The organism is Paenibacillus suaedae, from assembly GCF_032337355.1.
Taxonomy (GTDB): Bacteria; Bacillota; Bacilli; order Paenibacillales; family Paenibacillaceae; genus Paenibacillus_B; species Paenibacillus_B suaedae.
This window is the reverse complement of record NZ_JAVYAA010000003.1, coordinates 657,125-678,442: the sequence shown is the minus strand read 5'-3', so window position 1 is coordinate 678,442 and position 21,318 is coordinate 657,125. Positions and strand designations below refer to the sequence as shown.

Annotated in this window: 19 protein-coding genes; 4 read left to right on the top strand and 15 right to left on the bottom strand. The window is 45.2% G+C overall.

Annotated features, from left to right (window positions below; genetic code table 11):
* The first annotated feature begins 308 nt into the window (after positions 1–308).
* Positions 309–890 (top strand): hypothetical protein, encoded by a 582-nt coding sequence (locus RQP50_RS16340; protein ID WP_227774658.1) that lies wholly within the window; start codon positions 309–311, stop codon positions 888–890.
* 422 nt (positions 891–1,312) lie between these two features.
* Positions 1,313–1,624 (top strand): aspartyl-phosphate phosphatase Spo0E family protein, encoded by a 312-nt coding sequence (locus RQP50_RS16335; RefSeq protein ID WP_083545135.1) that lies wholly within the window; start codon positions 1,313–1,315, stop codon positions 1,622–1,624.
* A gap of 601 nt (positions 1,625–2,225) precedes the next feature.
* Here RQP50_RS16335 and RQP50_RS16330 read toward each other — a convergent pair.
* The 5 genes from RQP50_RS16330 to alv all read right to left on the bottom strand — a co-directional run bounded on the left by RQP50_RS16330 (position 2,226) and on the right by alv (position 9,161).
* On the bottom strand, positions 2,226–4,037 hold the full coding sequence (locus RQP50_RS16330) for a choline/carnitine O-acyltransferase (protein ID WP_315746054.1): 1,812 nt from the start codon (positions 4,035–4,037) through the stop codon (positions 2,226–2,228).
* Between the two features lie 16 nt (positions 4,038–4,053).
* A complete protein-coding gene (locus tag RQP50_RS16325; protein ID WP_174810504.1) occupies positions 4,054–4,221 on the bottom strand; it encodes a hypothetical protein in 168 nt (55 codons plus the stop codon).
* A 32-nt stretch (positions 4,222–4,253) separates the two neighbouring features.
* Positions 4,254–5,861 (bottom strand): BCCT family transporter, encoded by a 1,608-nt coding sequence (locus RQP50_RS16320; RefSeq protein WP_072729404.1) that lies wholly within the window; start codon positions 5,859–5,861, stop codon positions 4,254–4,256.
* Positions 5,862–6,188: 327 nt separating this feature from the next.
* Positions 6,189–7,391: a macrolide family glycosyltransferase gene (locus RQP50_RS16315; RefSeq protein WP_315746053.1), complete on the bottom strand. Its 1,203-nt coding sequence runs from the start codon at positions 7,389–7,391 to the stop codon at positions 6,189–6,191.
* A gap of 264 nt (positions 7,392–7,655) precedes the next feature.
* Complete coding sequence (gene alv / locus RQP50_RS16310; RefSeq protein ID WP_315746052.1) at positions 7,656–9,161, bottom strand: cholesterol-dependent cytolysin alveolysin; 1,506 nt, start codon at positions 9,159–9,161, stop codon at positions 7,656–7,658.
* Positions 9,162–9,601: 440 nt separating this feature from the next.
* On the opposite strand from alv, the gene RQP50_RS16305 reads away from it, so the two are divergent.
* The gene (locus RQP50_RS16305) at positions 9,602–9,790 is read left to right on the top strand and encodes a YgaP family membrane protein (RefSeq protein ID WP_021262917.1); all 189 of its coding nucleotides are present in this window, start codon (positions 9,602–9,604) and stop codon (positions 9,788–9,790) included.
* 120 nt (positions 9,791–9,910) lie between these two features.
* Here the strand turns inward: RQP50_RS16305 and RQP50_RS16300 are convergent, their stop codons facing one another.
* The 10 genes from RQP50_RS16300 to RQP50_RS16255 all read right to left on the bottom strand — a co-directional run bounded on the left by RQP50_RS16300 (position 9,911) and on the right by RQP50_RS16255 (position 20,396).
* The gene (locus RQP50_RS16300; RefSeq protein ID WP_315746051.1) at positions 9,911–10,807 is read right to left on the bottom strand and encodes a LysR family transcriptional regulator; all 897 of its coding nucleotides are present in this window, start codon (positions 10,805–10,807) and stop codon (positions 9,911–9,913) included.
* Between the two features lie 145 nt (positions 10,808–10,952).
* Entirely contained in the window at positions 10,953–12,491 is a 1,539-nt protein-coding gene (locus tag RQP50_RS16295; RefSeq protein WP_315746050.1) for an acyl-CoA carboxylase subunit beta, read from the bottom strand.
* 31 nt (positions 12,492–12,522) lie between these two features.
* On the bottom strand, positions 12,523–13,305 hold the full coding sequence (locus RQP50_RS16290) for an enoyl-CoA hydratase (protein ID WP_315746049.1): 783 nt from the start codon (positions 13,303–13,305) through the stop codon (positions 12,523–12,525).
* Between the two features lie 51 nt (positions 13,306–13,356).
* Positions 13,357–14,259, bottom strand: coding sequence for a hydroxymethylglutaryl-CoA lyase (locus RQP50_RS16285; RefSeq protein WP_315746048.1), 903 nt, complete (start codon positions 14,257–14,259; stop codon positions 13,357–13,359).
* A 23-nt stretch (positions 14,260–14,282) separates the two neighbouring features.
* Positions 14,283–14,495 (bottom strand): acetyl-CoA carboxylase biotin carboxyl carrier protein subunit, encoded by a 213-nt coding sequence (locus RQP50_RS16280; protein WP_021262912.1) that lies wholly within the window; start codon positions 14,493–14,495, stop codon positions 14,283–14,285.
* 63 nt (positions 14,496–14,558) lie between these two features.
* Entirely contained in the window at positions 14,559–15,905 is a 1,347-nt protein-coding gene (locus RQP50_RS16275; RefSeq protein ID WP_315746047.1) for an acetyl-CoA carboxylase biotin carboxylase subunit, read from the bottom strand.
* A 14-nt stretch (positions 15,906–15,919) separates the two neighbouring features.
* Complete coding sequence (locus tag RQP50_RS16270) at positions 15,920–17,059, bottom strand: acyl-CoA dehydrogenase (RefSeq protein ID WP_315746046.1); 1,140 nt, start codon at positions 17,057–17,059, stop codon at positions 15,920–15,922.
* Between the two features lie 17 nt (positions 17,060–17,076).
* Positions 17,077–18,366, bottom strand: a complete 1,290-nt coding sequence (locus RQP50_RS16265; protein WP_072729412.1) for a dihydrolipoamide acetyltransferase family protein — start codon at positions 18,364–18,366, stop codon at positions 17,077–17,079.
* A 17-nt stretch (positions 18,367–18,383) separates the two neighbouring features.
* Positions 18,384–19,367, bottom strand: coding sequence for an alpha-ketoacid dehydrogenase subunit beta (locus tag RQP50_RS16260; protein ID WP_021253413.1), 984 nt, complete (start codon positions 19,365–19,367; stop codon positions 18,384–18,386).
* 15 nt (positions 19,368–19,382) lie between these two features.
* Positions 19,383–20,396, bottom strand: coding sequence for a thiamine pyrophosphate-dependent dehydrogenase E1 component subunit alpha (locus RQP50_RS16255; protein WP_315746045.1), 1,014 nt, complete (start codon positions 20,394–20,396; stop codon positions 19,383–19,385).
* A gap of 211 nt (positions 20,397–20,607) precedes the next feature.
* On the opposite strand from RQP50_RS16255, the gene RQP50_RS16250 reads away from it, so the two are divergent.
* Positions 20,608–21,237 carry a cysteine hydrolase gene (locus RQP50_RS16250; protein WP_315746044.1) on the top strand — a complete coding sequence of 210 codons (630 nt, stop codon included), beginning with the start codon at positions 20,608–20,610 and terminating at the stop codon, positions 21,235–21,237.
* Positions 21,238–21,318 lie beyond the last annotated feature (81 nt).

Here is a 21,318-nt window from a genome sequence, read left to right as displayed (position 1 = left end):
CTTTTATATGCCATCGTGATCTTGACAATAACAGCTTCATCAGGAAACAATCAGGGGGGGAGTTTTCCCTTGGTGAAATAGTTAAACATGCCAAAATCACCTTTTAGTTTACTTTTTGTTTCATGGACGACTAAAATATGGAATTTATGCAACATATTATATACTCGCTATGTGAGGGTGCTCTTTAAATCACCTTAGAAATAGATGATGTATCATTACATACAGTTGCGCATATAGTTTATCTTGATACGGAGTCCTTCCCATGTATAAAGAGTAATCTTCTCCAATAATATATGGAGGCGAGTTGCTTGAAGAAAAAATGGATCGGAACGTTATTAAGTGTGAGTATGGCATTTTCGATGTTTGCACCGATGGCTTTTGCAGCATCAGATCGGCAAGTGGGGTCACAAATTGGCAGCATGATGGGAACTGTGAAAGATTCTGATGTACGTGAGGCTGAATCAGCTCAAGTAGCATCTGACCTGAAATTCATTTTTGAAGAGGCATCTGTGAAAAAAGACGGTAAGTATGTATTGAATGAGGGAAAAATAGCTCAGAAGTTCGGATTTGATAATGTTGCAACCATCTCGGCATTTGTTAAGCTTGCAAACGGTGAGCAACTAACAGCAAATATGCTAGAGGGAGTGCCTAATCCAGATGCTGGAGAATTCTCCACAGCTTCATGGGGATCTTGTGTTGCTAACCAAATTATTGACTTTACAGGGATCGGCTTTTTAACTGGCGGAATGATGGAAATGATCGAAAAGAAATTGTGGGATAAGTTAGCCGTTGAAATCATCAAAATCGTCGGAAAAAATGCAATTAAAGGCGGAGCTGTAGGACTTGCTGCTAGTTTGGTTTGGTTTAGTATCCGTTGCATAGGTCAGTAAAGTTACTCAACGAAGGGAATGGTGTTGCATGAATAGCATTAGATACATATCACTTTTTGTGATATCTCTGATTCTACAGATTATTATGTTCTTTGGCATAAAAAGTGACTCGGGTGTAACTATACTAGACATGTTGATTATGTCCCTTTTGTTCAGTGCATTTATGTTCATTATAGATAAGATCACCGGCAAAAGATCCGAGTGATAAGAATCAAATCTAATGATAAGAACACCTTCGGGTGTTCTTATTTCATTTTCACACAAATGTTGCCGTGGTTTATTTATACAGTTTTTACTGAAACGTACATTACAAGATTGAGATAGCGTACGTGAGGTGATCTGTAATGGATTCTTTAGAGGAGAAAATTAATGAGCTTAGGAAGAAGCTTACGGAGATTGTACAGATTAAAAGGTGATCTGTAATGGATTCTTTAGAGGAGAAAATTAATGAGCTTAGGAAGAAGCTTACGGAGATTGTACAGATTAAAGATGGCTTTGCAGACGAAGAAGTGATACGAATCAGCCAACAACTTGATATATACATTGTAGAAATGCAATCGCGGCAGAAAAAAGAAATTATAAATAGCTACAAACCTTTAATGAAGCCAACTTATATTTTTAAGGAGGGAATAGCATGCCCAATAATGTTATACATCATGGAGAATAGCTGTCATATAGGGGGTTTCCACTTGTTTAAGACATATGTACAAAATACGGGTTTTGTGAAACAGTAGTATGGGTTTAAAAGGAGTCTCTCCAAATTGGCCTCAATCAGCTGTTAATCCCTTTAATTTGACCATATCATCTATTGGTTATTACTAAGTGCATATTTCACTTTAATTGTTCACTTTTACTGTTACATGCTGATAACAGAATTGTTTTTGGTTCGTTCCTTGTTAATTATTTTCATTCGTTTCTTTGTACATTTGATTCTTCTAATTTATATGCTCGTATCAGCGTCAAATTCGTAAGTTGCATTTCTGGATTTAGATGTTATTTGATATTACGTATTACAGACACCACATTAGATCGTATCCTTGATCGCTTTTAATCCAAATCCTCATTTATTTGGCAATCCAATTAACCACCGACTTCAATATATTCACTATTTATATGTGAATTTTTTCCCATTATCAAACCATGCAGCTGCATTTATTTATTGATTTTGTCATCTAGCGTCGTTTCTTAGTATAAATGCCTGCCAACCAAAAAAAGAACTCGGTAAGTTCATACCGAGTACATTAACCTTCTCGTATTGAAAAATCCAAAGAGCAATTATAGGCAACGCCACAACGAATGGGAACTGGCGGCTACGCTCTTAAAGAATAATACTTTCTAACTTAATTCTAATAAAGCTGCCAACCGTTCTAAATTCGTACATAGACTATGCAGCAATTGATTGGCTGCTTCTTTATTGGCTTTCTTGACAGAGATATCAAGGACAATCCGCTCATTCAGAATACCGTAGTACAGACCGAAACCTTCGCTATTTACTGGCGCGAACGTAAATGATTCCATAATCTCATAAGGTATGCTTGTCGTTGAAATAGAGTCTGCAGTCAAAGTTTTCAACCCTTGCGATTGGAAGAAGTAATCGGACTGATTCGGGGAATCCTGCGTCAACTGGTTTATCTTATTTAGTCCGAACAAGTGACGCTCGATCCCTTCTCCACGCTGGCAGGCTTTGATACGCTCAGTGTGAGCCGCTGCCGCTCGCTGAAAGCTGTCAATCAGCTGCTGCCGGCGTGATTGCCAATGTTCATCTTCGCCTAGCTTATACTCATTCATAAAACTTTCCACGAACGCCTTCTTCTCCGTGCTTATGGATCGGGCACATTCAGTTCTTCCTTGATAATAATGGCGCATAGCTACCGGCTCATATACGCTCAGTAATTGCCCTGTTGACTCATATTGGGCTAATGCTAAGGCAATATGGAAGAAGGCATCAGGACTTACTTTGCCACGTTTCATTAGAGACTTACCGAAACGTTCAAAACTAAAGTGGGCAAAGTAATGGTTATCATACTCCGCTTGAGCCTGTTCATTGCATTGCGCCAATAACGACTGCACGCGTTCATCTTGTTCCCAGCTCAGTTCTGTAACTAATTCACTGGAACCCTCTTGCTGCGAAATCGGTTCTTCTCGCAGGTTACCGTCTTGTTTGGTAAACAGTTGATTTAACACATTCATTACGGGCACACCGTCAATCGATGAATGCTCGAAATTAAAACTGATTGCGCCGTTAGCATCGATAAGCATCTGCATCGTCTTCGCAAACCATTGATTTCTCCAACCTAATAACGCACGATGCAACTGCTCCGCTGTACTATCAGCTGCATCGTCTGAAAATCCAATCGTAAATATTGCATCATGAATCGTACGCAAATGCTGGGCATTCACCGGGTTTTGCTGCAACTGCTCATATACATCCGCCGACAGGTCACGCTTAGCAGCCGTCGCAGTTTCTACAGCAACATTTGCCACGGGTACATTGTGCGATAAGATACATCGCAAGTTGCCCTCTAATTGCACCGCTGGAATAGCAGCCCCGCGATCATCCGTAACCATTAATTTGTAGAAGTGTGAGTTGTGGATAACAACAACGAAGTTATTTTCCGCTGTATCTGCACCTACATAAAACTCATCTTCCCCGTGAGCTGGCAAGCGGCAGCTCTTGAAAATATTCCGATAGTAGCTCATATCCACAGCCGCTCCCTTTGCCGTCTGCTCCATTGGATAACGACCGGAAATAAGCTGTAAATAGATGTTTACCGCCCCTTCAATCAACACTGCCGCCTTATGAGCTCTGTCTCCCATATGTGCGTGGTAATCAGGATGAATCGTCAACGCAATATTCGTCTCGCTCTGTAAGTTGCCCCTTGTCGTTAAGTAGCTTTGCAGCCACCATGGAGCGAGCCAACTATCCGCTCCAGTTGCTGCATGCTGCTCTAACTGCTCTTGCAACTGCGGTCCCTCATTTTGCTGAAAACGCAGCACAATTTGCTTGAACTCGTTCAGCTGTTCCTCGGTCAGTACCGGTTCCACCCACTCCAGCAAAGTCGCTAGTGTGGACGGCAATGCCGGTACGGGCAGTTTCTGGAGAAGAGGCCGTAATTGTGTCGTGTACTTGTTCGTATGATTGGTCATGATGTCTCCTCTAATCTCATGTCTCATGCTTTGGTTCGAGTGCCAGCTTTACCATCCAACCGAGCACAACTAAAAAGGCAGTAGTTATCACAAACAATCCTAGATTCCCCAAGAGTGTGCTATTTGCTAATGTTTGATCTACTCCATATTCGGGCAGCGGCAAAGGAACTTTCGTAGTCTCCATTTCAAGTAAACTCCTTTCTTTTTAAACTGCAGTTACGGTTCCTGCTGCAGCTTGTGTTGAGGATGTACATATCCTTCATGGATCGTGTCATGACGTTCTTCACGTCTCGTGTCATGACGCAATTGTCGAATTAATCCGGAGATCGCCATGAAGAACAAAAACATATACGGGATACCTAAGAAAACAGCTATCGCCCGCACCCCATTCAGTGTCCCTGTAGCTACGTTGGCGAAGGCAACCATCGTGGTTATGACCGACCAGATCAACGTACGTGCTATTGGCGCGTTTTCTGGACCATTACTCGTCATAATACTCAGCGAGATCATCGAGCTTGTCGCAGTCGTTGACAGGAACACAAGAATCAACACGATAAACAATATCCCGGTGAGTGTGAACAACGGCAGCCGCTGTAGAACCATAATGAACGATAGATATACATCGTCAGGATGATCCTGAATATATTGAATAATTGAGCCATCGCCAACAATCGCATTGAGGAAGCCTGTGCCACCAAATACGCTGAACCACACAATGAGGAACATCACTGGCGCTAATACGCCCCCAACAATAATTTGCCGAATCGTACGACCTTTAGAGATGCGGGCAATAAATATCCCTAGGAACGGTGTCCACGAAATCCACCAAATCAAAGTCGTATTCGGCCAATCGAAGAACCACCCTTTGTTTAGAAACGGTAAGGTTTCAAGACTAGTAGGCACGACGCCAAGGAACGTATTTTTGAACGTTTGTGAAATAAAGTTCATTAGAAACGGTGAGTTTCCTAACGCAAATACATAAACCAATATAGCGACCGCAACAACAACGTTGATATCACCTAAAATTTTCATACCTTTGCCGATTGGCAATACGGCAGCCAACGTATAGATTGCGAAAATCGCCAGTAAAATGAAAACTGAATAGCCTAAGCCTTCATTGTTATAGCCGAAAACGGCAGAAACCGCATTTTTAACTTGGAATACACCAAGACCAATCGAGGCTGCCATCGTCAGCGCGGATGCACCGGCTGCCAGAATATTGGTGATGTTAGCTAATGACTTGCCCCACTTTTTATCCGAAAAACCTTCCGCAATCGGTGTCCCCGGCAGAAACTTTGCGCCACGGGAATAAGCAAAATAGCCAATCACTAACCCTGATATCGTATAGATTGACCATGCTGGCAAGCCCCAAATAAACATCGTATATTTCATCGCGTTTTCAGCAGCGGCCACCGCATCTGCCCCAGATCTGATGCCACCAGCTGCTTGCAAATAGTGAACAAGCGGCTCAGCGACACCAAAGTTTACAAGACCGACACCAATCCCTGCGGTGAACAGCATTCCTAACCATGAGAAAGTGCTAAACTCAGGCTTCTCATCCTTCTTACCTAGCTTGACATTGCCAAGCCTACTGAAGGCAAGTATTAAGCAAATTCCGATAATAATAAGCGGAATCATCATCGTAAACCAGCTAAAGGTGCCATGGTACTTATACACCCATCCCCATAACGTGTTCGTTAGATTTTCAGGATTAACGACCGCCCACACAGAAAAGATGCCAGTGAATACAATCGCCGACCAGAATGTTAATGAACTTTTGCCGCCACTCGGCATATAGGATGATGGGGAACCTTTTTCAGCCATATGTGAAATCTCCTATCTTATGTTGTAATAAGCGCTTCCCCTACATAATATTACCGTCTCACAATCCATAAATTCATCGGTCTCATAATCGAGCATACAGGTAATCACTTTCCTATTTAGAGGGATATGCAGCAGGCTATAAAAGGCTCAGAAATGGTTCCACATGTTTCAAGTCGGCTTTTACAAATAAAAACGGATATAAAAATGCTCATGATTGATTCAGGTATACCAGGGAATCAATCATGAGCTATCATCAAAACTATCATCAAAACTATCAATCTACATGTTCGAAGGAGCGGGTTCACGGCGAATGTAGTTCTACAATATTTATCTAAGATGATTACTTGCAAATGCTAATATCTCATCAACAGCTTGTACAAACCCACCCGATTCGCGGAAGGATTGTTGCATGTTTACAGCGGCTGTCTTGTAAGATGCGTGGCTTAACACATGGTCTGCGGCTTCGCGGATTTGCTCTGCAGTCAAGTCATCCATACCTAATGTAACACCCGCTCCAACTCTGGAGATTTGCTTGGCAATGACTGGCTGATCGGCACTTTGCGGGATAACAATGAGCGGAACTCCGTAATAGAGACCTTCATGAGCACTATTCATGCCACCATGTGTAATAAATAATTTCGTGTGTGGCAATAGATCGGTTTGTGGCACAACGTTATTAACGATGAAGTTAGCAGGGATCTCACCTAAATCTGAAATTTGGACTTTATCACCGATCGACATGACAATCGTATGTTCCGTGTCTCCCAAAGCCTCCATACAGAGCTTATAGAAATCAATCGCTTGGTTAAAGACAGTACCGAGTGAAATGTAAATGAGGCTTCTTCCTTCTATTGCCGTAAGGTCGAAGTCCGTTTGGCTGACCCGTGAAGAGATGGATGGCCCAACAAATTGAAAGGAATGATCAAATGTTTCTCCTTCAGGTTGGAACTCCCTAGTCGTATACACGATGGTAAGTGGTGCTGGATTACAAAATACTTCGTAAGGAGAATGGATCTCCACATGATAGGTTTCCTTTACCTTGTCCGTCAGGCTTACAAATGTATCATGGATAGGCTTCGCGATCTCTGCAGGTACACTTGCATGGAACTGTTCCATCAAGCTTACGAAGGATGCCTCTGATTGCACAAAAGAAGTACAGGAATTGATTGCAGGCAGTTTCAGCATTTGAGCTATGATTCGTCCACAACCGAACATAGAATCGTGAATGATGTAATCGAATTGCTCTCCCTTGATCTGTTCAAGTACGCTTGGTATGACGACATCTGCCGTAAGCAGCAAGCCGTTGATTCGTTCAAGTATATAATTTCGTCCACCTGAAATAAAGGCTTTGATGAATTTCTGATCATCAAATGTTCGTACGATAGCACCAGTCTTCTCCAATCGCTCCCGGAATGCTTCTATGCAGAAGTATACGACCTCTTCTCCCCGTGAGATAAGCTCCTGTACGACTCCAATCGTGGGATTGATATGTCCCTCTGATCCCCCGTTTATAAATAAAACACGTGCCATTATCATCACTCCTAAACTATACTTGCTTTCTTAGTGCGATAGGACTTGCATGCCCTCGCTTGAAGCGTACTTGAATTTGTATTCGGGATCAAGTTTATCATAGTATACAAATAGTACAAAGAATTTTTGTATAAACCCCGTAAATTTTCTCACTCCAGATGTAATTAGTGCAAATCCTATCATAAATGGGGATAAAGAAGAGATGCTAAAGCAAAAAAAACATCTCCCCAAATGAATGAGGAGATGTCCATGTATTCATATTAATTAGTGAGTAATGGATGATTTCGGATATAACGTTGTTCCCCAAATCGAAACATTAATATCGTTAGCTAACGGAACGTTATATTCATCAACAACTGTTCTCCACCATTCCCAAGCAAGACCTGTGCATTCTCTTGCAAAAATTCTGATGTTCTTGGCATTAGGCGGAAGTGGGATTTCTGTTGAGAAATGAGCAGTTCTATCGCGCCAATTTCCATCCCAACTTTTACGAGTCACGATTTCTTGTCCATTTTCATCATATGAAAACTCGTCCCAATATACTTCAAACTGAGCTACATATGCACCACTATGGTCAAGCTTAATTTTACCCTTCGTATATTCCGTCGTTTTCGTCTCGATATACTCGGTATTGTTGTGAACGGCAGCGATGGAATTGTCTTTCAAGAAGACGCTTGTATATGAAATCGGGTAAGCTGGATTCTTGCTGCTGAATTCTGCATTGTCCTTGATTACGCTTTGGATAACATTGAAGTCTTTCGTAACAACTTGGTTATGGGTTTGCGCGTCGCCACCTAGTACAACGGCAGTAAACGAACTGTTTTCATAAATATCTTTGTACTGTCCGCTAGCCTGAATGCTAGGATTATTGAGCAATAATTTAAATGCCGTTTGTACATCATTGCTCTTGGAGGTCGTCTCCAATTTGACGTAAATGGTACGGCCATAAGCTACGTTTGATACCATCAACGGCGGAGTCTCATTGCTAACCCCTTTACGTACTAACTCAGCAAATGACACACTGTCATCAAACAGATCCGATGGATTGTTGGGCAGTCCTGCACTTACGGTATAGAAGATTTGCTTATAAGCAGCAACCATCACTTTTTTCTCGCCGTTTGCGACCGCGTTAAAGTCGATTCCAAGCGTTCCGTTAAGCACTTTAGCGTTCACATTCAGTGCACTGGAAATTTGATTTTGGCTATAAACCATGGATTCAGCATACTGTAATCTAGCTGGGAGTGTATGCGTGCTGGAATACTTCTCGCCCCAAGTCGATACGAGCTGATCAATGGCACTAGATACGCTGCCGTAATTTGGATTTTGAACGGAAATTGTGTTCTCGTTCTTCAACCCAGGCAGATCAATGCTAATATCCATTGGCTTTCTCGCAGCCATAACCAGACTAGGCTGATTATCCGCAAAATCCTTATTTGCAAGCTGTATTGCGCCTGGATAAGTGCGATTCGTGATCGAATCAATGATTGAAATATCTACGGGTGACGTTGTAAGTGATTTTTTGTCCCGTTCAACCACGATGAATTTACCATTGGACTGAATGCCTTCTTTGGGAACAAAACTACTGATTTGATCCCCTTGTACAGCCAAAACCTCATTACGATTATAGTTCAAGCCTGCGATTCCAAGATCAATATCATTGGATTCGTTGGGTGCAGCGGAGGAAATACTCGCAAAAGTAAACACTTGCAAACTCACTAACAGACTTACGAGTACTTTCCTTCCTTTCACATAGTTTGATTTTTTCTTCATACAATTACCCCTCTTTATGTAAAATTGTAGTACTAATGTACTACATTAATTTTTTTATCGGTAATTTGGTATGAAATTTTTATATTTTTATTAAGAAATAATACGAAACTTCATAACTTTTATGACATGAATAAAATATTTTTAAGTCTAATTCGATTATTTAGAGTAATATTTTCAAATTATAGGACTTTTCTTTTTGATTCTATTATTGTATATAAAATCCTAAATCACTAAGAATATCCCTTTTGTAGAAAGAGTGAAATAAAACACTCCCCTAAGCATTACATTAGGAGAGTGTCGATGAACTTGTTACATAAAAAGGAAGATTCGAACCAATCAATTCCACGCATGAGAATGTGCCGTATTTCAAACCATAATTATGCGGCAACTCTAAATGGTGTATGAGCAAATTGACAGTAGCTTATGGAGGTGTAAAGTACGTGAACTGTAATGTTGGAAAAACGGAACAAGCGATTCGAATATCGGTTGGAGCTGCAATCATCTTTACGGGACTTTATTACAGAAAATGGTGGGGATTAATTGGATTGGTTCCTATCATTACAGGCACAACCCGCTATTGTCCGGCGAATGCAGTTCTCGGCATACAAAATTGCAAAAAAGTGAAATAAATGCTTCCCTTCGCTTTACTATTTACCGTAATCCAATGATGATTGGGTGAAGTCTCCAATAAAGAGTCTAAAACCTTAATAGGTTTTGGACTCCGCTTCATCCAATTTCTTCAGCCACTGTCATAATCCCGGTTGATTCGGCGGATTGGCCTTGATATAGGAGATAAACGCGCGGGATGCATAAGAAAGATATTTATCCCGAGGATAAATGAGAGCCAGCTCCCAAGCGATTTCCGGTTGGGACACGGTAACGGCATGAATGGCAAGATGATGCAATCGGTTCGCCATCGATCGGGGAATCAATGATATTCCTAGTTGCGAAGCTACCATCTCGCAGCAGAAATCCCATAGAGAGGTCAAATGAGCCACCTTGGGTTCGAACCCAGCCTGCAAGCATGCTTGCTCAACTACATCATGAAGGGCAAATTCCTTGGTGAACAGAATGAAGGGCTCATTCTGCAATTCGGTCAAGCTGACGGATTTCCTTCCAGCCAGCCAGTGATGATTACTCACGATGACAACCAGTTCTTCCGTTAACAAGGAAACCGTTCGATACAGCTGCGTGTTCACCGGCAGCACCGTGACCCCAAAATCGATATTTCCTTGCTCCATCTGCATCTTTACTTGTTTCGCGCTGTATTCTACCATTTGAATCTCAATCTTGGGATAGCTCTTCTTGAATCCGGAAATGATTTTTGGGAAAAGCAATGCGCTAATTGTAGGCATGATCCCCATTGTCACTTTTCCTCTTTGCACGTGAACCAGCTCATTTACGGAAGAAGATATATCCTCTAGCATCTGCAAAATTTTTAAAGCTTTCTCGTTAACCAGCCTTCCTGTATCGGTGAGTACAACTTCCCTGTCGGAACGGTCAAGCAACATAACGCCCAATTCATCCTCGAGACTCTTGATCATCTTGCTGATGGACGGCTGAGAAACATACAACACCTGCGAAGCTTTTGTAAAATTTTTATGCTTGGCTACTTCTGCAAAATAATGAAGTTGTTTAATATCCATGTGATCCGGATCTTCCTCCTTCCCCTACAGGCAAAGTGGTATCCAAACCATTCATCCCTTGGCTCAAGATCATGATATGCCTAACATGCCAAAAACAGCACTTCGCGCCGTTAAACGCTTAGTGCTGTTCAAATATGCCAATGGATTAAACCGGATATACCGGGTGCTTGCGCTCTGAGAAGACGACAGCCTTTGATGAATAAGCCGCAAAACGGTTCACTAACTCGGTACGCAGCGAATTGGCGGGAATAATTCCGTCAATAATCATTTCGGAGGCCAGTCGGTAAATATCAATGTCCTGCTTATATTCTTCACGCTTTTGTTCGATAAAAGCAGCCCTCTCGCTTTCAGGCAATTGAGCAATTTTATTGGCATAGACGGCATTGACTGCAGCTTCTGGCCCCATCACCGCGATTTGAGCTGTAGGCAGTGCGAGGCAACAATCCGGTTCAAATGCTGGACCAGCCATCGCGTAAAGACCCGCTCCGTACGCTTTGCGAACGATTACTGAAATTTTAGGCACGGTTGCTTCGGACATCGCTGAAATCATTTTCGCCCCATGGCGGATAATTCCTGCCCGCTCCACCTTTGTGCCGATCATAAAACCAGGGACGTCGGCAAGGAATAGAAGCGGGATATGAAATGCGTCGCAAAGCGTAATAAATCTGGCTGCCTTATCCGCTGAATCGAGGAACAGCACGCCACCCTTCACCCGTGGCTGATTGGCAATGATCCCGACCGGTTTCCCATTCATTCGTGCCAGTCCTGTAATAAGCTCACCGGCAAACAGCTTCTTCATCTCAAAAAATGATCCCTCGTCGATAATACGGTCAATCAGATCAACCATATTGAACGGGGCATTCTGATTGGTCGGGATGAGCTCTTCCAATGATTTCTCAAAGGATGGTGGTGCCACTGATTTCGCAACCGGCGGTTGTTCGGAAAAATGGGAGGGAAAGTAAGAGAGATATTGCCGCGCCATCAAAATGGCTTCTTCTTCATTCTTCGCCAGCACATCCCCACACCCTGAAATCGAGCAGTGCATGTGCGCACCGCCCATTTCTTCTAGCGTAACCTTTTCTCCGATTACCATCTCCGCCATCCGCGGGGAACCGAGATACATGGATGCATTTCCATCTACCATAATCACGATATCACAAAATGCTGGAATGTAGGCTCCACCCGCAGCCGAAGGGCCAAACAGCAGGCAAATTTGAGGAATTTTGCCCGACAACTTGACCTGATTGTAAAAAATTCGGCCCGCTCCGCGTCTGCCAGGAAACATCTCGACCTGATCTGTAATGCGGGCACCTGCGGAATCCACGAGGTAAATTAATGGCACTCTCATTTTCTCAGCTGTCTCTTGGATGCGAATGATCTTCTCTACCGTACGCGATCCCCACGATCCGGCTTTTACCGTAGAATCATTGGCCATTACGCATACGATTCTTCCGTTCATTTTCCCAATCGCCGTAACGACGCCATCCGCCGGAAGATCTTCTGCGGCGCAGTTGGCGAACAGCGCATCCTCCAGCTCGAAACCCGGATCAAACAGTAGCTTTAGTCGGTCGCGAACAAATAACTTCCCTTTTTCCGCATTCTTTTGATGATAAGACGGATCCCCTCCTTCGAGGATTCGTGAGACACGTTCCTGCAGCTCCTCCGGATTGAATTCGATGGACATCCCCTATTCCTCCTTATCTGCGATATGCTTGTTACTCGCCCTTAAATATGGGAGGACGTTTATCTTTGAACGCCTGCAGTCCTTCTAAGCGATCCTTTGTCGGAATTGTGACTTCATATGCATGCTGCTCAATCGCAAGTCCAGTGTTCAGCTCCACTTCCAATCCCTTATCGATGGCGAATTTGGCCTGAGTCACAGCGATAGGAGCATTTCGAACAATACGGCCTGCTATTTCCAAGGCCTTATCTATCAGGAATTCAGGCGGTGTCACAGCCTCTGCCAGTCCGATGTTCCTTGCTTCTTCAGCGTCGATTTTTCTTGCCGTGAAAATGAGCTCCTTCGCCCGCCCCTTCCCGATCAGCCTCGGCAGCCGCTGTGTTCCTCCTGCGCCGGGAATAATTCCAAGTGAAGTCTCTGCAAGGGCGAATGCGGCTGTTGTGGAAGCAATCCGAATGTCACAGGCCAAGGCCAATTCCATTCCCCCGCCAATAGCGGCTCCGTTTACCGCGGCAATGACCGGCTGGGGCAAGGCTTCTACATCATTGATGGTCTCTCGAATGAAAGATACCGTTCTACGCACTTGGCTCATGTCCATCCCTGCGCGTTCTTTTAAATCAGCACCTGCGCAAAAGGCTTTCTCTCCAGCGCCTGTGATGATAATACAGCGAACAGCCCGATCCAATTTACATGCATTTGCCGCATCACGCAATTGTTCGAGCATCTTGATGGATAACGCATTGGCAGCTTCCGGCCGTTTCAACGTGATAAGCACAATTCCATTTCCCATATTGGAGACCAGTACGGCTTTTTCCATGATCGCCCCTCCTTCCTAGTACCGAATCATTCTCCTACATCATGTACCTGCTCATACGTTCGAGCTGCTGACCTGAAGATTCCGGCTCGGCAAGGTTCTTCCGATCTTCTCCTGAATATAACGCGCCGCGGAGAGAAGCTTTTCCTGATTGATCCCCGTCTGAATGCCCATTGAATCCAGCATGAACAACAAGTCCTCTGAAGCGACATTGCCGGAGGCTCCAGGTGCATACGGGCATCCGCCCAACCCTCCGACAGAGGCATCGAATGTTGTGATCCCCATGTTCATGGACGCTAGAATATTAGCCAGCGCCGTTCCACGCGTATCGTGGAAATGCAGAGCCAGTTTCTCGGCATCAAAACGCTTTAGCAGCTTTTCCAATACCTCTTGTACCTGCTTCGGATTCGCAATGCCAATTGTATCCCCTAGAGATAATTCGCCAATTCCCATTTCGAACAACGTTTCCGATACACGAACGACCTCGTCGATAGAAATAGGACCTTCATAGGGGCAGCCAAAAACCGTTGACACGTAACCGCGGACTGATTTTCCAGCGGAATGGGCTGCTTGCACGACTTCATGCAGAATGGGAAACGTAGCGTTTATTGACTTGTTGATATTTCTTTGATTGTGGGTCTCACTGGCAGACATAAAGATGGCCACCTCATCTACATCGGTCTCAAGTGCTCGCTCTAGGCCCTGCCGATTCGGAACGAGTGCCGAATACGTAATGCCAGGCATTCGCTCAATCCCTTTGGCAACTTCAGCGGCATCTGCCAGTGCTGGAATCCACTTCGGATTCACAAATGAAGTGATTTCTAAGGATGTAATTCCGGTACGGGACAATTGGTTGATCCAAGCGATTTTATCTTCTGTTGCAACGAAAACCTTCTCATTTTGCAGTCCGTCCCTTGGACCAACCTCTTTGATCGTCACTCTCGCCGGCCAGTTCATCTCCCCCAACCCCCAGCATCCGTTTAATCAAGCTCGATCAACAAATCTCCTTCATCAACAAAGTCGCCTTCGCTCACGTTGACCTTGTTTACCGTTCCTCCGGTGCCAGACGTAATCGAGATCTCCATTTTCATCGATTCCAACACGACTACATTTTGCCCTGCCTCGACTTGATCCCCAGGCTTGACAAGAATCTTGTATACATTCCCCGCCATAACCGCCACGATTTTGCTCATCTGAATAACCTCCTTTTTTACGAATAGCCTTACGGTAACTCGCCGAGGCCTTATCCGATACAGTTATGTCTGCTCCAGTACATATTTCGCAACAAAGCCTGTTGTTGTCTCGCCTGAACGGAATGCTGGATGCGCGATGACTTCTTGCAGCATTGGAATGTTGGTCTTGATGCCTTCAACCTGATAATCGGCCAGCGCCTGTTGAAGCCGCTCAATCGCTTCATCGCGATCCTTCCCTGCGACGATGAGCTTTGCAATCATCGGATCATAGAAGGGAGTGACTACAGAACCGTCATGTACAGCCAGCTCATGGCGAATTCCGTCTCCTTCAGGGATAGCGAACTTCGTAATGATTCCTGGTGATGGGAAGAACGTCTTCGGATCTTCCGCATATATCCGTACTTCAATCGCATGGCCTTCGCGTTTCACATCAGATTGACCGAAGTTCAAGGAATGTCCTGCCGCAATGCGCAGCTGCTCTGCAACCAAGTCCAAGCCAGTAATCTCTTCAGTGATCGTATGCTCCACCTGCAGACGAGTATTCATTTCAAGGAAATAGAAATTTTTGTGCTCGTCGACTAAAAATTCGATGGTTCCGGCATTCCGGTATCCGATGGATTTAGCGGCTCTAACCGCCGCTTCTCCCATTTTTTCTCGTGTGAGTTCATCTAAAAAGGGTGAGGGAGCTTCTTCCACGACTTTTTGATGACGCCGTTGTATCGAACATTCCCGCTCCCACAAGTAGACGGTATTTCCCTGGGCGTCCGCTAAAATCTGAATTTCGATATGCCGTGGATTTTCTACAACCTTCTCTAGATACATGGCCCCATCTCCGAAGAAATTAGAGGCACGCTTCTGGTTCCCTTCAAATGCTTGCTTTATCTCTGATTCGTTATTCACGATCTGCATGCCGATGCCGCCACCACCGGCTGAGGCTTTCAGCATAACCGGATAACCGATTCGGCCGGCTGCCTGTGCTGCTTCATCCGCATCTGCTAATGCACAGGAAATGCCGGGAACAACAGGCACGCCTGCCTGTTCCATGCTGTTTCGGGCTTCAATTTTACTGCCCATGCGGGCGATGACATCTGATGATGGGCCGATGAATACAATACCCGCTTCCTCGCAACGGCGTGCAAATTCCGCATTTTCCGAGAGAAGCCCATATCCGGGATGAATCGCGTCCGCTTGTGAAAGCTGGGCGAGTTCTATAATCTTGTCGATTTTTAAATAGCTATCTGTTACTTTGGGATTTCCGACCTCGTAGGCCTCATCTGCCATTTTGACATGAGGAGCTTCCTTATCCACTTTCGAGTAGATGCTGACGGTGGCAATGCCCAGCGCTTTGCAAGTGCGGATCACTCGAGCCGCAATTTCGCCTCGGTTGGCGATTAGAATCTTTTTGAACATAGAACCAATCCCCTTTAACAACCGATCTGGCGTGCAATGACCATTCGTTGCACTTCCGAAGTTCCTTCCCCGATCTCAAGCAGCTTGGCATCCCGGAAGAATCGTTCAACCTGGTATTCCTTCATATATCCATAACCGCCATGGATTTGTACGGCTTGATCGCATGCTTTCATGCATATTTCGGAGGCAAATAATTTGGCCATCGCCGCCTCCTTCTTGAACTTCCTGCCTTTATCCTTAAGCCATGCCGCTTTATACACCATCGTGCGTGCGAGTTCAATATGCATGGCCATGTCGGCCAGCTTGAATTGGATCGCTTGAAAGGAGGATAAGCTTTGGCCGAATTGTTTTCTTTCTTTGGCATATTGAAGCGATTTTTCGTAAGCCCCTTGGGCAATTCCGACCGCCATCGCCCCAATACCGATTCGGCCTCCGTCAAGCGTAGCTAAAAATTGCTTGTATCCATGCCCTTCTTTCCCTAGAAGATTTTCTTTGGGAACGGTTACATCTTGTAAAATTAATTCCGTTGTATTTGATGAATGCAGCCCCATTTTTTCATAATTGTTAATGCACGTAAATCCTGGCGCATCTGTAGACACGATAAACGCACTGATTCCATTCGTCCCTTTAGTGCGATCCGTAACGGCTGTGAGGGATAGGTTTTTGGCATAGCTTGCATTGGTAATAAAGCATTTGGAGCCGGAAATGATCCACTGATCCCCATTCAGCTTCGCTGTCGTTTGGGTTCCACCTGCATCAGAGCCTGCATTCGGTTCCGTCAGCCCGAACGCGCCCATGTATTCTCCTGTACAGAGTGGAGTTAAGTACTTTTTCTTTTGCTCGTGTGTTCCGAATAAATGGATCGGTGCTCCGCCTAATGAAATATGGGCTGAATAGGTAATGCCCGTGGAAGCACAGACCCGGCTCAATTCTTCTACAGTGATTGCAAAGCTAATGGTATCCGCTCCGCCGCCGCCATATTGTTCGGGAAATGGCAGGCCCATGACGCCCAGCTTCGTTAATTTCTCGAAAACATCCTTCGGAAATTGCTTCGTACGATCCCGTTCATCCGCGCCTGGGGCAACCTCGCCCTCCGAAAAATCGCGCATCATTTTTTTGATCAACGCTTGTTCCTCGGTTAAATCAAAATGCATGAGTTCATCGCTCCCTTTTAATATAGTCCGATGTCCGTGCCGTAACTTTCGATCTTTTGCTTGACTCTCTTCAAGAAGCGGCCGCACACAAGACCGTCCAAAACCCGGTGATCCAAGGAAAGACAAATGTTCATCATATCGCGAACGGCAATCATGTTATTGATGACGATCGGACGCTTGACGATGGCTTCCATGCTTAAAATGGCTACCTGCGGTGGATTGATGATCGGGGCTGAAAGCACGGAGCCGAAGGAGCCTGTGTTATTCACGGTAAACGTTCCGCCAGTTAGATCCGCCTGCGTTAATTTGCCTTCTCTCGTTTTCGTGACCATTTCGTCTATCGCTTTGGCTAGACCGAAAATGCTTTTTTGGTCGGCGTCCTTAATGACAGGAACGAATAAGGCATTCTCGGTGGCAACGGCAATCGAGATATGAATCGCTTTTTTGGCGATGATGTGATTGTCTGTCCACTGCGAATTTAAAATAGGGAATTCCTTTAGAGTCTCTGCTACCGACTTAATAAAGAATGGCAAATAAGTGAGCTGGAGTCCTTCTTTTTTCTTAAATTCCTCTTTAATCTGGCTGCGATAACTAACCAAATTCGTGACATCACATTCCACCATAAGCCATGCGTGCGGAATTTCCTGCTTGCTTTGTACCATTCGCTTGGCTATGGTTTTGCGGATGCCGGTAACTGGGATCTTCTCGTCGGATTGATGAATGGTAGAATGGTCAGCAGATAAGGCATCAAATGTTTCGGACGGTAACGCAATATCGGGAACTGATGCTGCCGCTTGTGATAATGACTGAGCTGGAGATTCGAGTTGCTGAGCTGGGGAGTCTTCAGACTGTTTCTTTCCTTGTACGATTTGCAAGATGTCTCTTCGGGTGATGCGTCCCGCAGTGCCCGAACCCTCTATACAGGAAAGATCCAGGTTGTAGTCTTGCGCCAGTTTGAGTACGGCCGGCGAATAGCGCTGCTGCTTGGCTGATTGCATAGTTGAATCATCGGTCTCCTCGTTTGGGGCGGCGGCAGCCGGTTTGGATTCAATTGGCGTGCCTGTTTGTTTTTCCTCCTCAATACAGCAGAGCAGCGTTCCTACTGCTACCGTTTCATCTTCTCGAACGACAATTTCGGTTATCGTGCCGCTGAATGAAGAAGGAACCTCCGCATTCACTTTATCTGTCAGCACTTCGCATACAGGATCGTATTTATTGACTTTATCCCCGACGTTGACGAGCCACTTGGAGATGGTTCCTTCCGTTACGCTTTCGCCTAACTGGGGCATGACGATTTTCTTAGCCATATTCTCCTCCCGTCGGCTCACAATTCGGCCAATTCTTTCATGGCCTGATATACTTTATCCGGGTTGAGCATGAAGAACTTTTCCATTGGCAAGCTGTAAGGCATAGCGGGGACATCCGGACTGCAGAGACGTTTGATTGGCGCGTCCAATTCATAAAGGCATTCTTCTGCGATGACAGCAGCTACTTCAGCTCCAACGCCGCCCTCCTTGTTGTCTTCATGAACAATGAGCACCTTGCCGGTTTTGCGAGCAGCCTCTACAATAGCTTCCTTGTCCAGAGGATAGAGGGTACGTAAATCCAGAATGTGAGCGCTGTATCCATCTTTAGAAAGCTGCTCTGCCGCTTTTATCGCAAAATGCAAAGAAAGTCCGTAAGAAATAACCGTGATGTCTTCCCCTTGCCGCTTAATATCCGCCTTCCCGATCGGTACCGTATAATCCGAGTCTGGCACTTCTCCCTTGATCGAGCGGTAGCATCGCTTATGTTCGAAGAAAAGAACAGGATCTTCATCGCGGATGGCCGCCTTTAGCAGGCCTTTGGCATCATACGGCGTGGAAGGCGTGACGACTTTTAAACCAGGAATACAGCAAAACATCGCTTCTACGCTTTGCGAATGATAGAGGGCTCCGCGAACTCCTCCACCATAAGGGGCACGGATGACCAAGGGACAGTTCCAATCTCCGTTTGAGCGGTATCTCATTTTGGCTGCTTCATTCACAATTTGGTTGACGGCAGGCATGATATACTCGGCGAACTGAATTTCTGCAACAGGCCTCATTCCATGAGCGGCTGCTCCAATCGATACGCCAGCAATGGCTGCTTCCGATAGCGGCGTGTCGATAACCCGCTGTTCCCCGAATTCTTCCTGGAATCCCTGTGTAACCCGAAATACGCCCCCACGCACTCCGACGTCTTCTCCTAATACAAATACCCTGCTATCTCGCTGCATTTCCTCTCGAAGAGCTTGGGACACTGCTTCAAGATAAGAAATTACGGCCATTTCTCCTCACTCCCCCTATTCTGCATAAACGTGCTTAAGGGCATCTTCCGGAGCTGAATCCGGGGCATTCTCCGCATATTCCGTGGCCTCATCGACCTCCATGCGTAACCGGTCATGGATCTCCATGTCTTTATGATCATTTAATAGCCCCGATGCTTTCAGATAATTGCTGAAGGTTATGAGCGGATCCCGCTTCTTGGCTTCTTCCACTTCTTCACGGGAACGATAGGTTCGATCATCATCGTCGCTTGAATGCGGGACTAAACGATATAGCACCGTCTCGATAAGCGTTGGCCCTTCACCTCTTCTTGCCCGATCGGCCGCCTCTTTTGTGACTTTGTATACTTCTAATAGATCATTTCCATCCACACTGATGCCGGGAAACCCATATCCCTTTGCCCGATCCGCGATGCTTTCGCAAGCCGCCTGCTTGGAGAATGGAACCGATATGGCGTACTTGTTGTTCTCACACATGAAAATGACAGGCAGCTTGTGTACCCCGGCATAGTTAGCCGCTTCGTGAAACTCCCCTTGGTTGCTGCCGCCATCCCCGAAGGCCGTTAATGCAACTAGCCTTTTTCCTTGCATTTTCCCAGATAAAGCGATTCCAACTGCGTGCGGAATTTGGCTCGACACGACACTAGAGCCCGAAAGAATATTCCGGCTTTTGCTCCCGTAATGACCTGGCATTTGGCGTCCGCCGCTCGTTGGATCTTCTGCCTTAGCGAAAGCGGAAAGCATTAATTCCTGTGCTGTCAGCCCGAAAGCAACGACCATACCCATGTCCCGATAATAGGGACACAGAAAATCTCTCGTTCGATCAAGCGCATATGCCGCCCCTACCTGAGCTGCTTCATGGCCTTGGCAGGAAACGAGAAAAGGGATCTTTCCCGCACGATTGAGCAGCCACATCCGTTCATCTACTTTTCGCGCCAGAACCATATGCTGATACATGTCAAGAACCTGCTGATCTGATAACCCCAGTGCTTGGTGCCGGTTCTGGACTTGACCAAATTCGGTGTTATTCATATCGTATCCCTCCGACAATTGTGCCGCTGCATACTGCGGTTTCCTTTATTTTATTAACCATCGTTCCAATCGTGAAATACATATAGTGCATAGTAACGATGCAAAAAAAATATAGCCATTTGATTTGGTTAAGGGCTCACCTTATTTACGCCATACACTTTTTCTAATCGGTTACATAGGCTAATGGAAAGAAGCATCTTGGAGGGTTATTATGAGGTATCGTTGTCCCATATGTGGCAATTGGCGAACTGATCATACGATCATCGACGAATGGAGTGATGTGATTCCTCCACCGGCCCCAGAGTTAAAAGCGGTCTCCATTGATCCGACAAGTACCGCACTCCTCATCTTGGATATGGAGGATTCGATATGTAACAATTCCCTCTGTGTTGCATCTATTCCTAAAATTAATTACTTATTGACGGAAGCACGCAAGTCAGGGATGTTAGTTGTCTATAGTCTCACACATACAGGAAATGCTTCAGATATTACTCATCTACTGCGCCCTACGCTGAACGAGCCAATTGTGAAATCAAACGTAGATAAATTCTATAACACAGAGTTAGAGCAGATTTTGCAGAGGAATCATATTCGAACGGTTATTGTAACGGGTTATGCGGCAAATGGAGCGGTTCTCCACACAGCTACTGCTGCTGCATTCCGTGGGTATGATGTAGTAGTTCCAGTCGACGGAATGTCTGCTGCCAATCCGTATGCTGAACAATACACAGCATGGCATATGCTGAATAGTCCGGGAACACGGAACCGAGCCGTATTATCGAAGACGGATTTGATCTTACTACAGCATAGAATGAAGATGAACAATCATTCTTTTCAGTGATTGATAGTTCCATAGGTTGAAATTATATCCAAAAGAAACGCACAGCACCTTCCTAGGGGCACTGTGCGTTTCCAGTTCTGT

What these genes read in the sequence shown, in the direction of transcription:
- RQP50_RS16335 (WP_083545135.1), top strand. Translation starts at nt 1,313, where the DNA reads ATGGATTCTTTAGAGGAGAAAATTAATGAGCTTAGGAAGAAGCTTACG.
- RQP50_RS16330 (WP_315746054.1), bottom strand. Translation starts at nt 4,037, where the DNA reads ATGACCAATCATACGAACAAGTACACGACACAATTACGGCCTCTTCTC.
- RQP50_RS16325 (WP_174810504.1), bottom strand. Translation starts at nt 4,221, where the DNA reads ATGGAGACTACGAAAGTTCCTTTGCCGCTGCCCGAATATGGAGTAGAT.
- RQP50_RS16320 (WP_072729404.1), bottom strand. Translation starts at nt 5,861, where the DNA reads ATGGCTGAAAAAGGTTCCCCATCATCCTATATGCCGAGTGGCGGCAAA.
- RQP50_RS16315 (WP_315746053.1), bottom strand. Translation starts at nt 7,391, where the DNA reads ATGGCACGTGTTTTATTTATAAACGGGGGATCAGAGGGACATATCAAT.
- alv (WP_315746052.1), bottom strand. Translation starts at nt 9,161, where the DNA reads ATGAAGAAAAAATCAAACTATGTGAAAGGAAGGAAAGTACTCGTAAGT.
- RQP50_RS16300 (WP_315746051.1), bottom strand. Translation starts at nt 10,807, where the DNA reads ATGGATATTAAACAACTTCATTATTTTGCAGAAGTAGCCAAGCATAAA.
- RQP50_RS16295 (WP_315746050.1), bottom strand. Translation starts at nt 12,491, where the DNA reads ATGTCCATCGAATTCAATCCGGAGGAGCTGCAGGAACGTGTCTCACGA.
- RQP50_RS16290 (WP_315746049.1), bottom strand. Translation starts at nt 13,305, where the DNA reads ATGGAAAAAGCCGTACTGGTCTCCAATATGGGAAATGGAATTGTGCTT.
- RQP50_RS16285 (WP_315746048.1), bottom strand. Translation starts at nt 14,259, where the DNA reads ATGAACTGGCCGGCGAGAGTGACGATCAAAGAGGTTGGTCCAAGGGAC.
- RQP50_RS16280 (WP_021262912.1), bottom strand. Translation starts at nt 14,495, where the DNA reads ATGAGCAAAATCGTGGCGGTTATGGCGGGGAATGTATACAAGATTCTT.
- RQP50_RS16275 (WP_315746047.1), bottom strand. Translation starts at nt 15,905, where the DNA reads ATGTTCAAAAAGATTCTAATCGCCAACCGAGGCGAAATTGCGGCTCGA.
- RQP50_RS16270 (WP_315746046.1), bottom strand. Translation starts at nt 17,059, where the DNA reads ATGCATTTTGATTTAACCGAGGAACAAGCGTTGATCAAAAAAATGATG.
- RQP50_RS16265 (WP_072729412.1), bottom strand. Translation starts at nt 18,366, where the DNA reads ATGGCTAAGAAAATCGTCATGCCCCAGTTAGGCGAAAGCGTAACGGAA.
- RQP50_RS16260 (WP_021253413.1), bottom strand. Translation starts at nt 19,367, where the DNA reads ATGGCCGTAATTTCTTATCTTGAAGCAGTGTCCCAAGCTCTTCGAGAG.
- RQP50_RS16255 (WP_315746045.1), bottom strand. Translation starts at nt 20,396, where the DNA reads ATGAATAACACCGAATTTGGTCAAGTCCAGAACCGGCACCAAGCACTG.
- RQP50_RS16250 (WP_315746044.1), top strand. Translation starts at nt 20,608, where the DNA reads ATGAGGTATCGTTGTCCCATATGTGGCAATTGGCGAACTGATCATACG.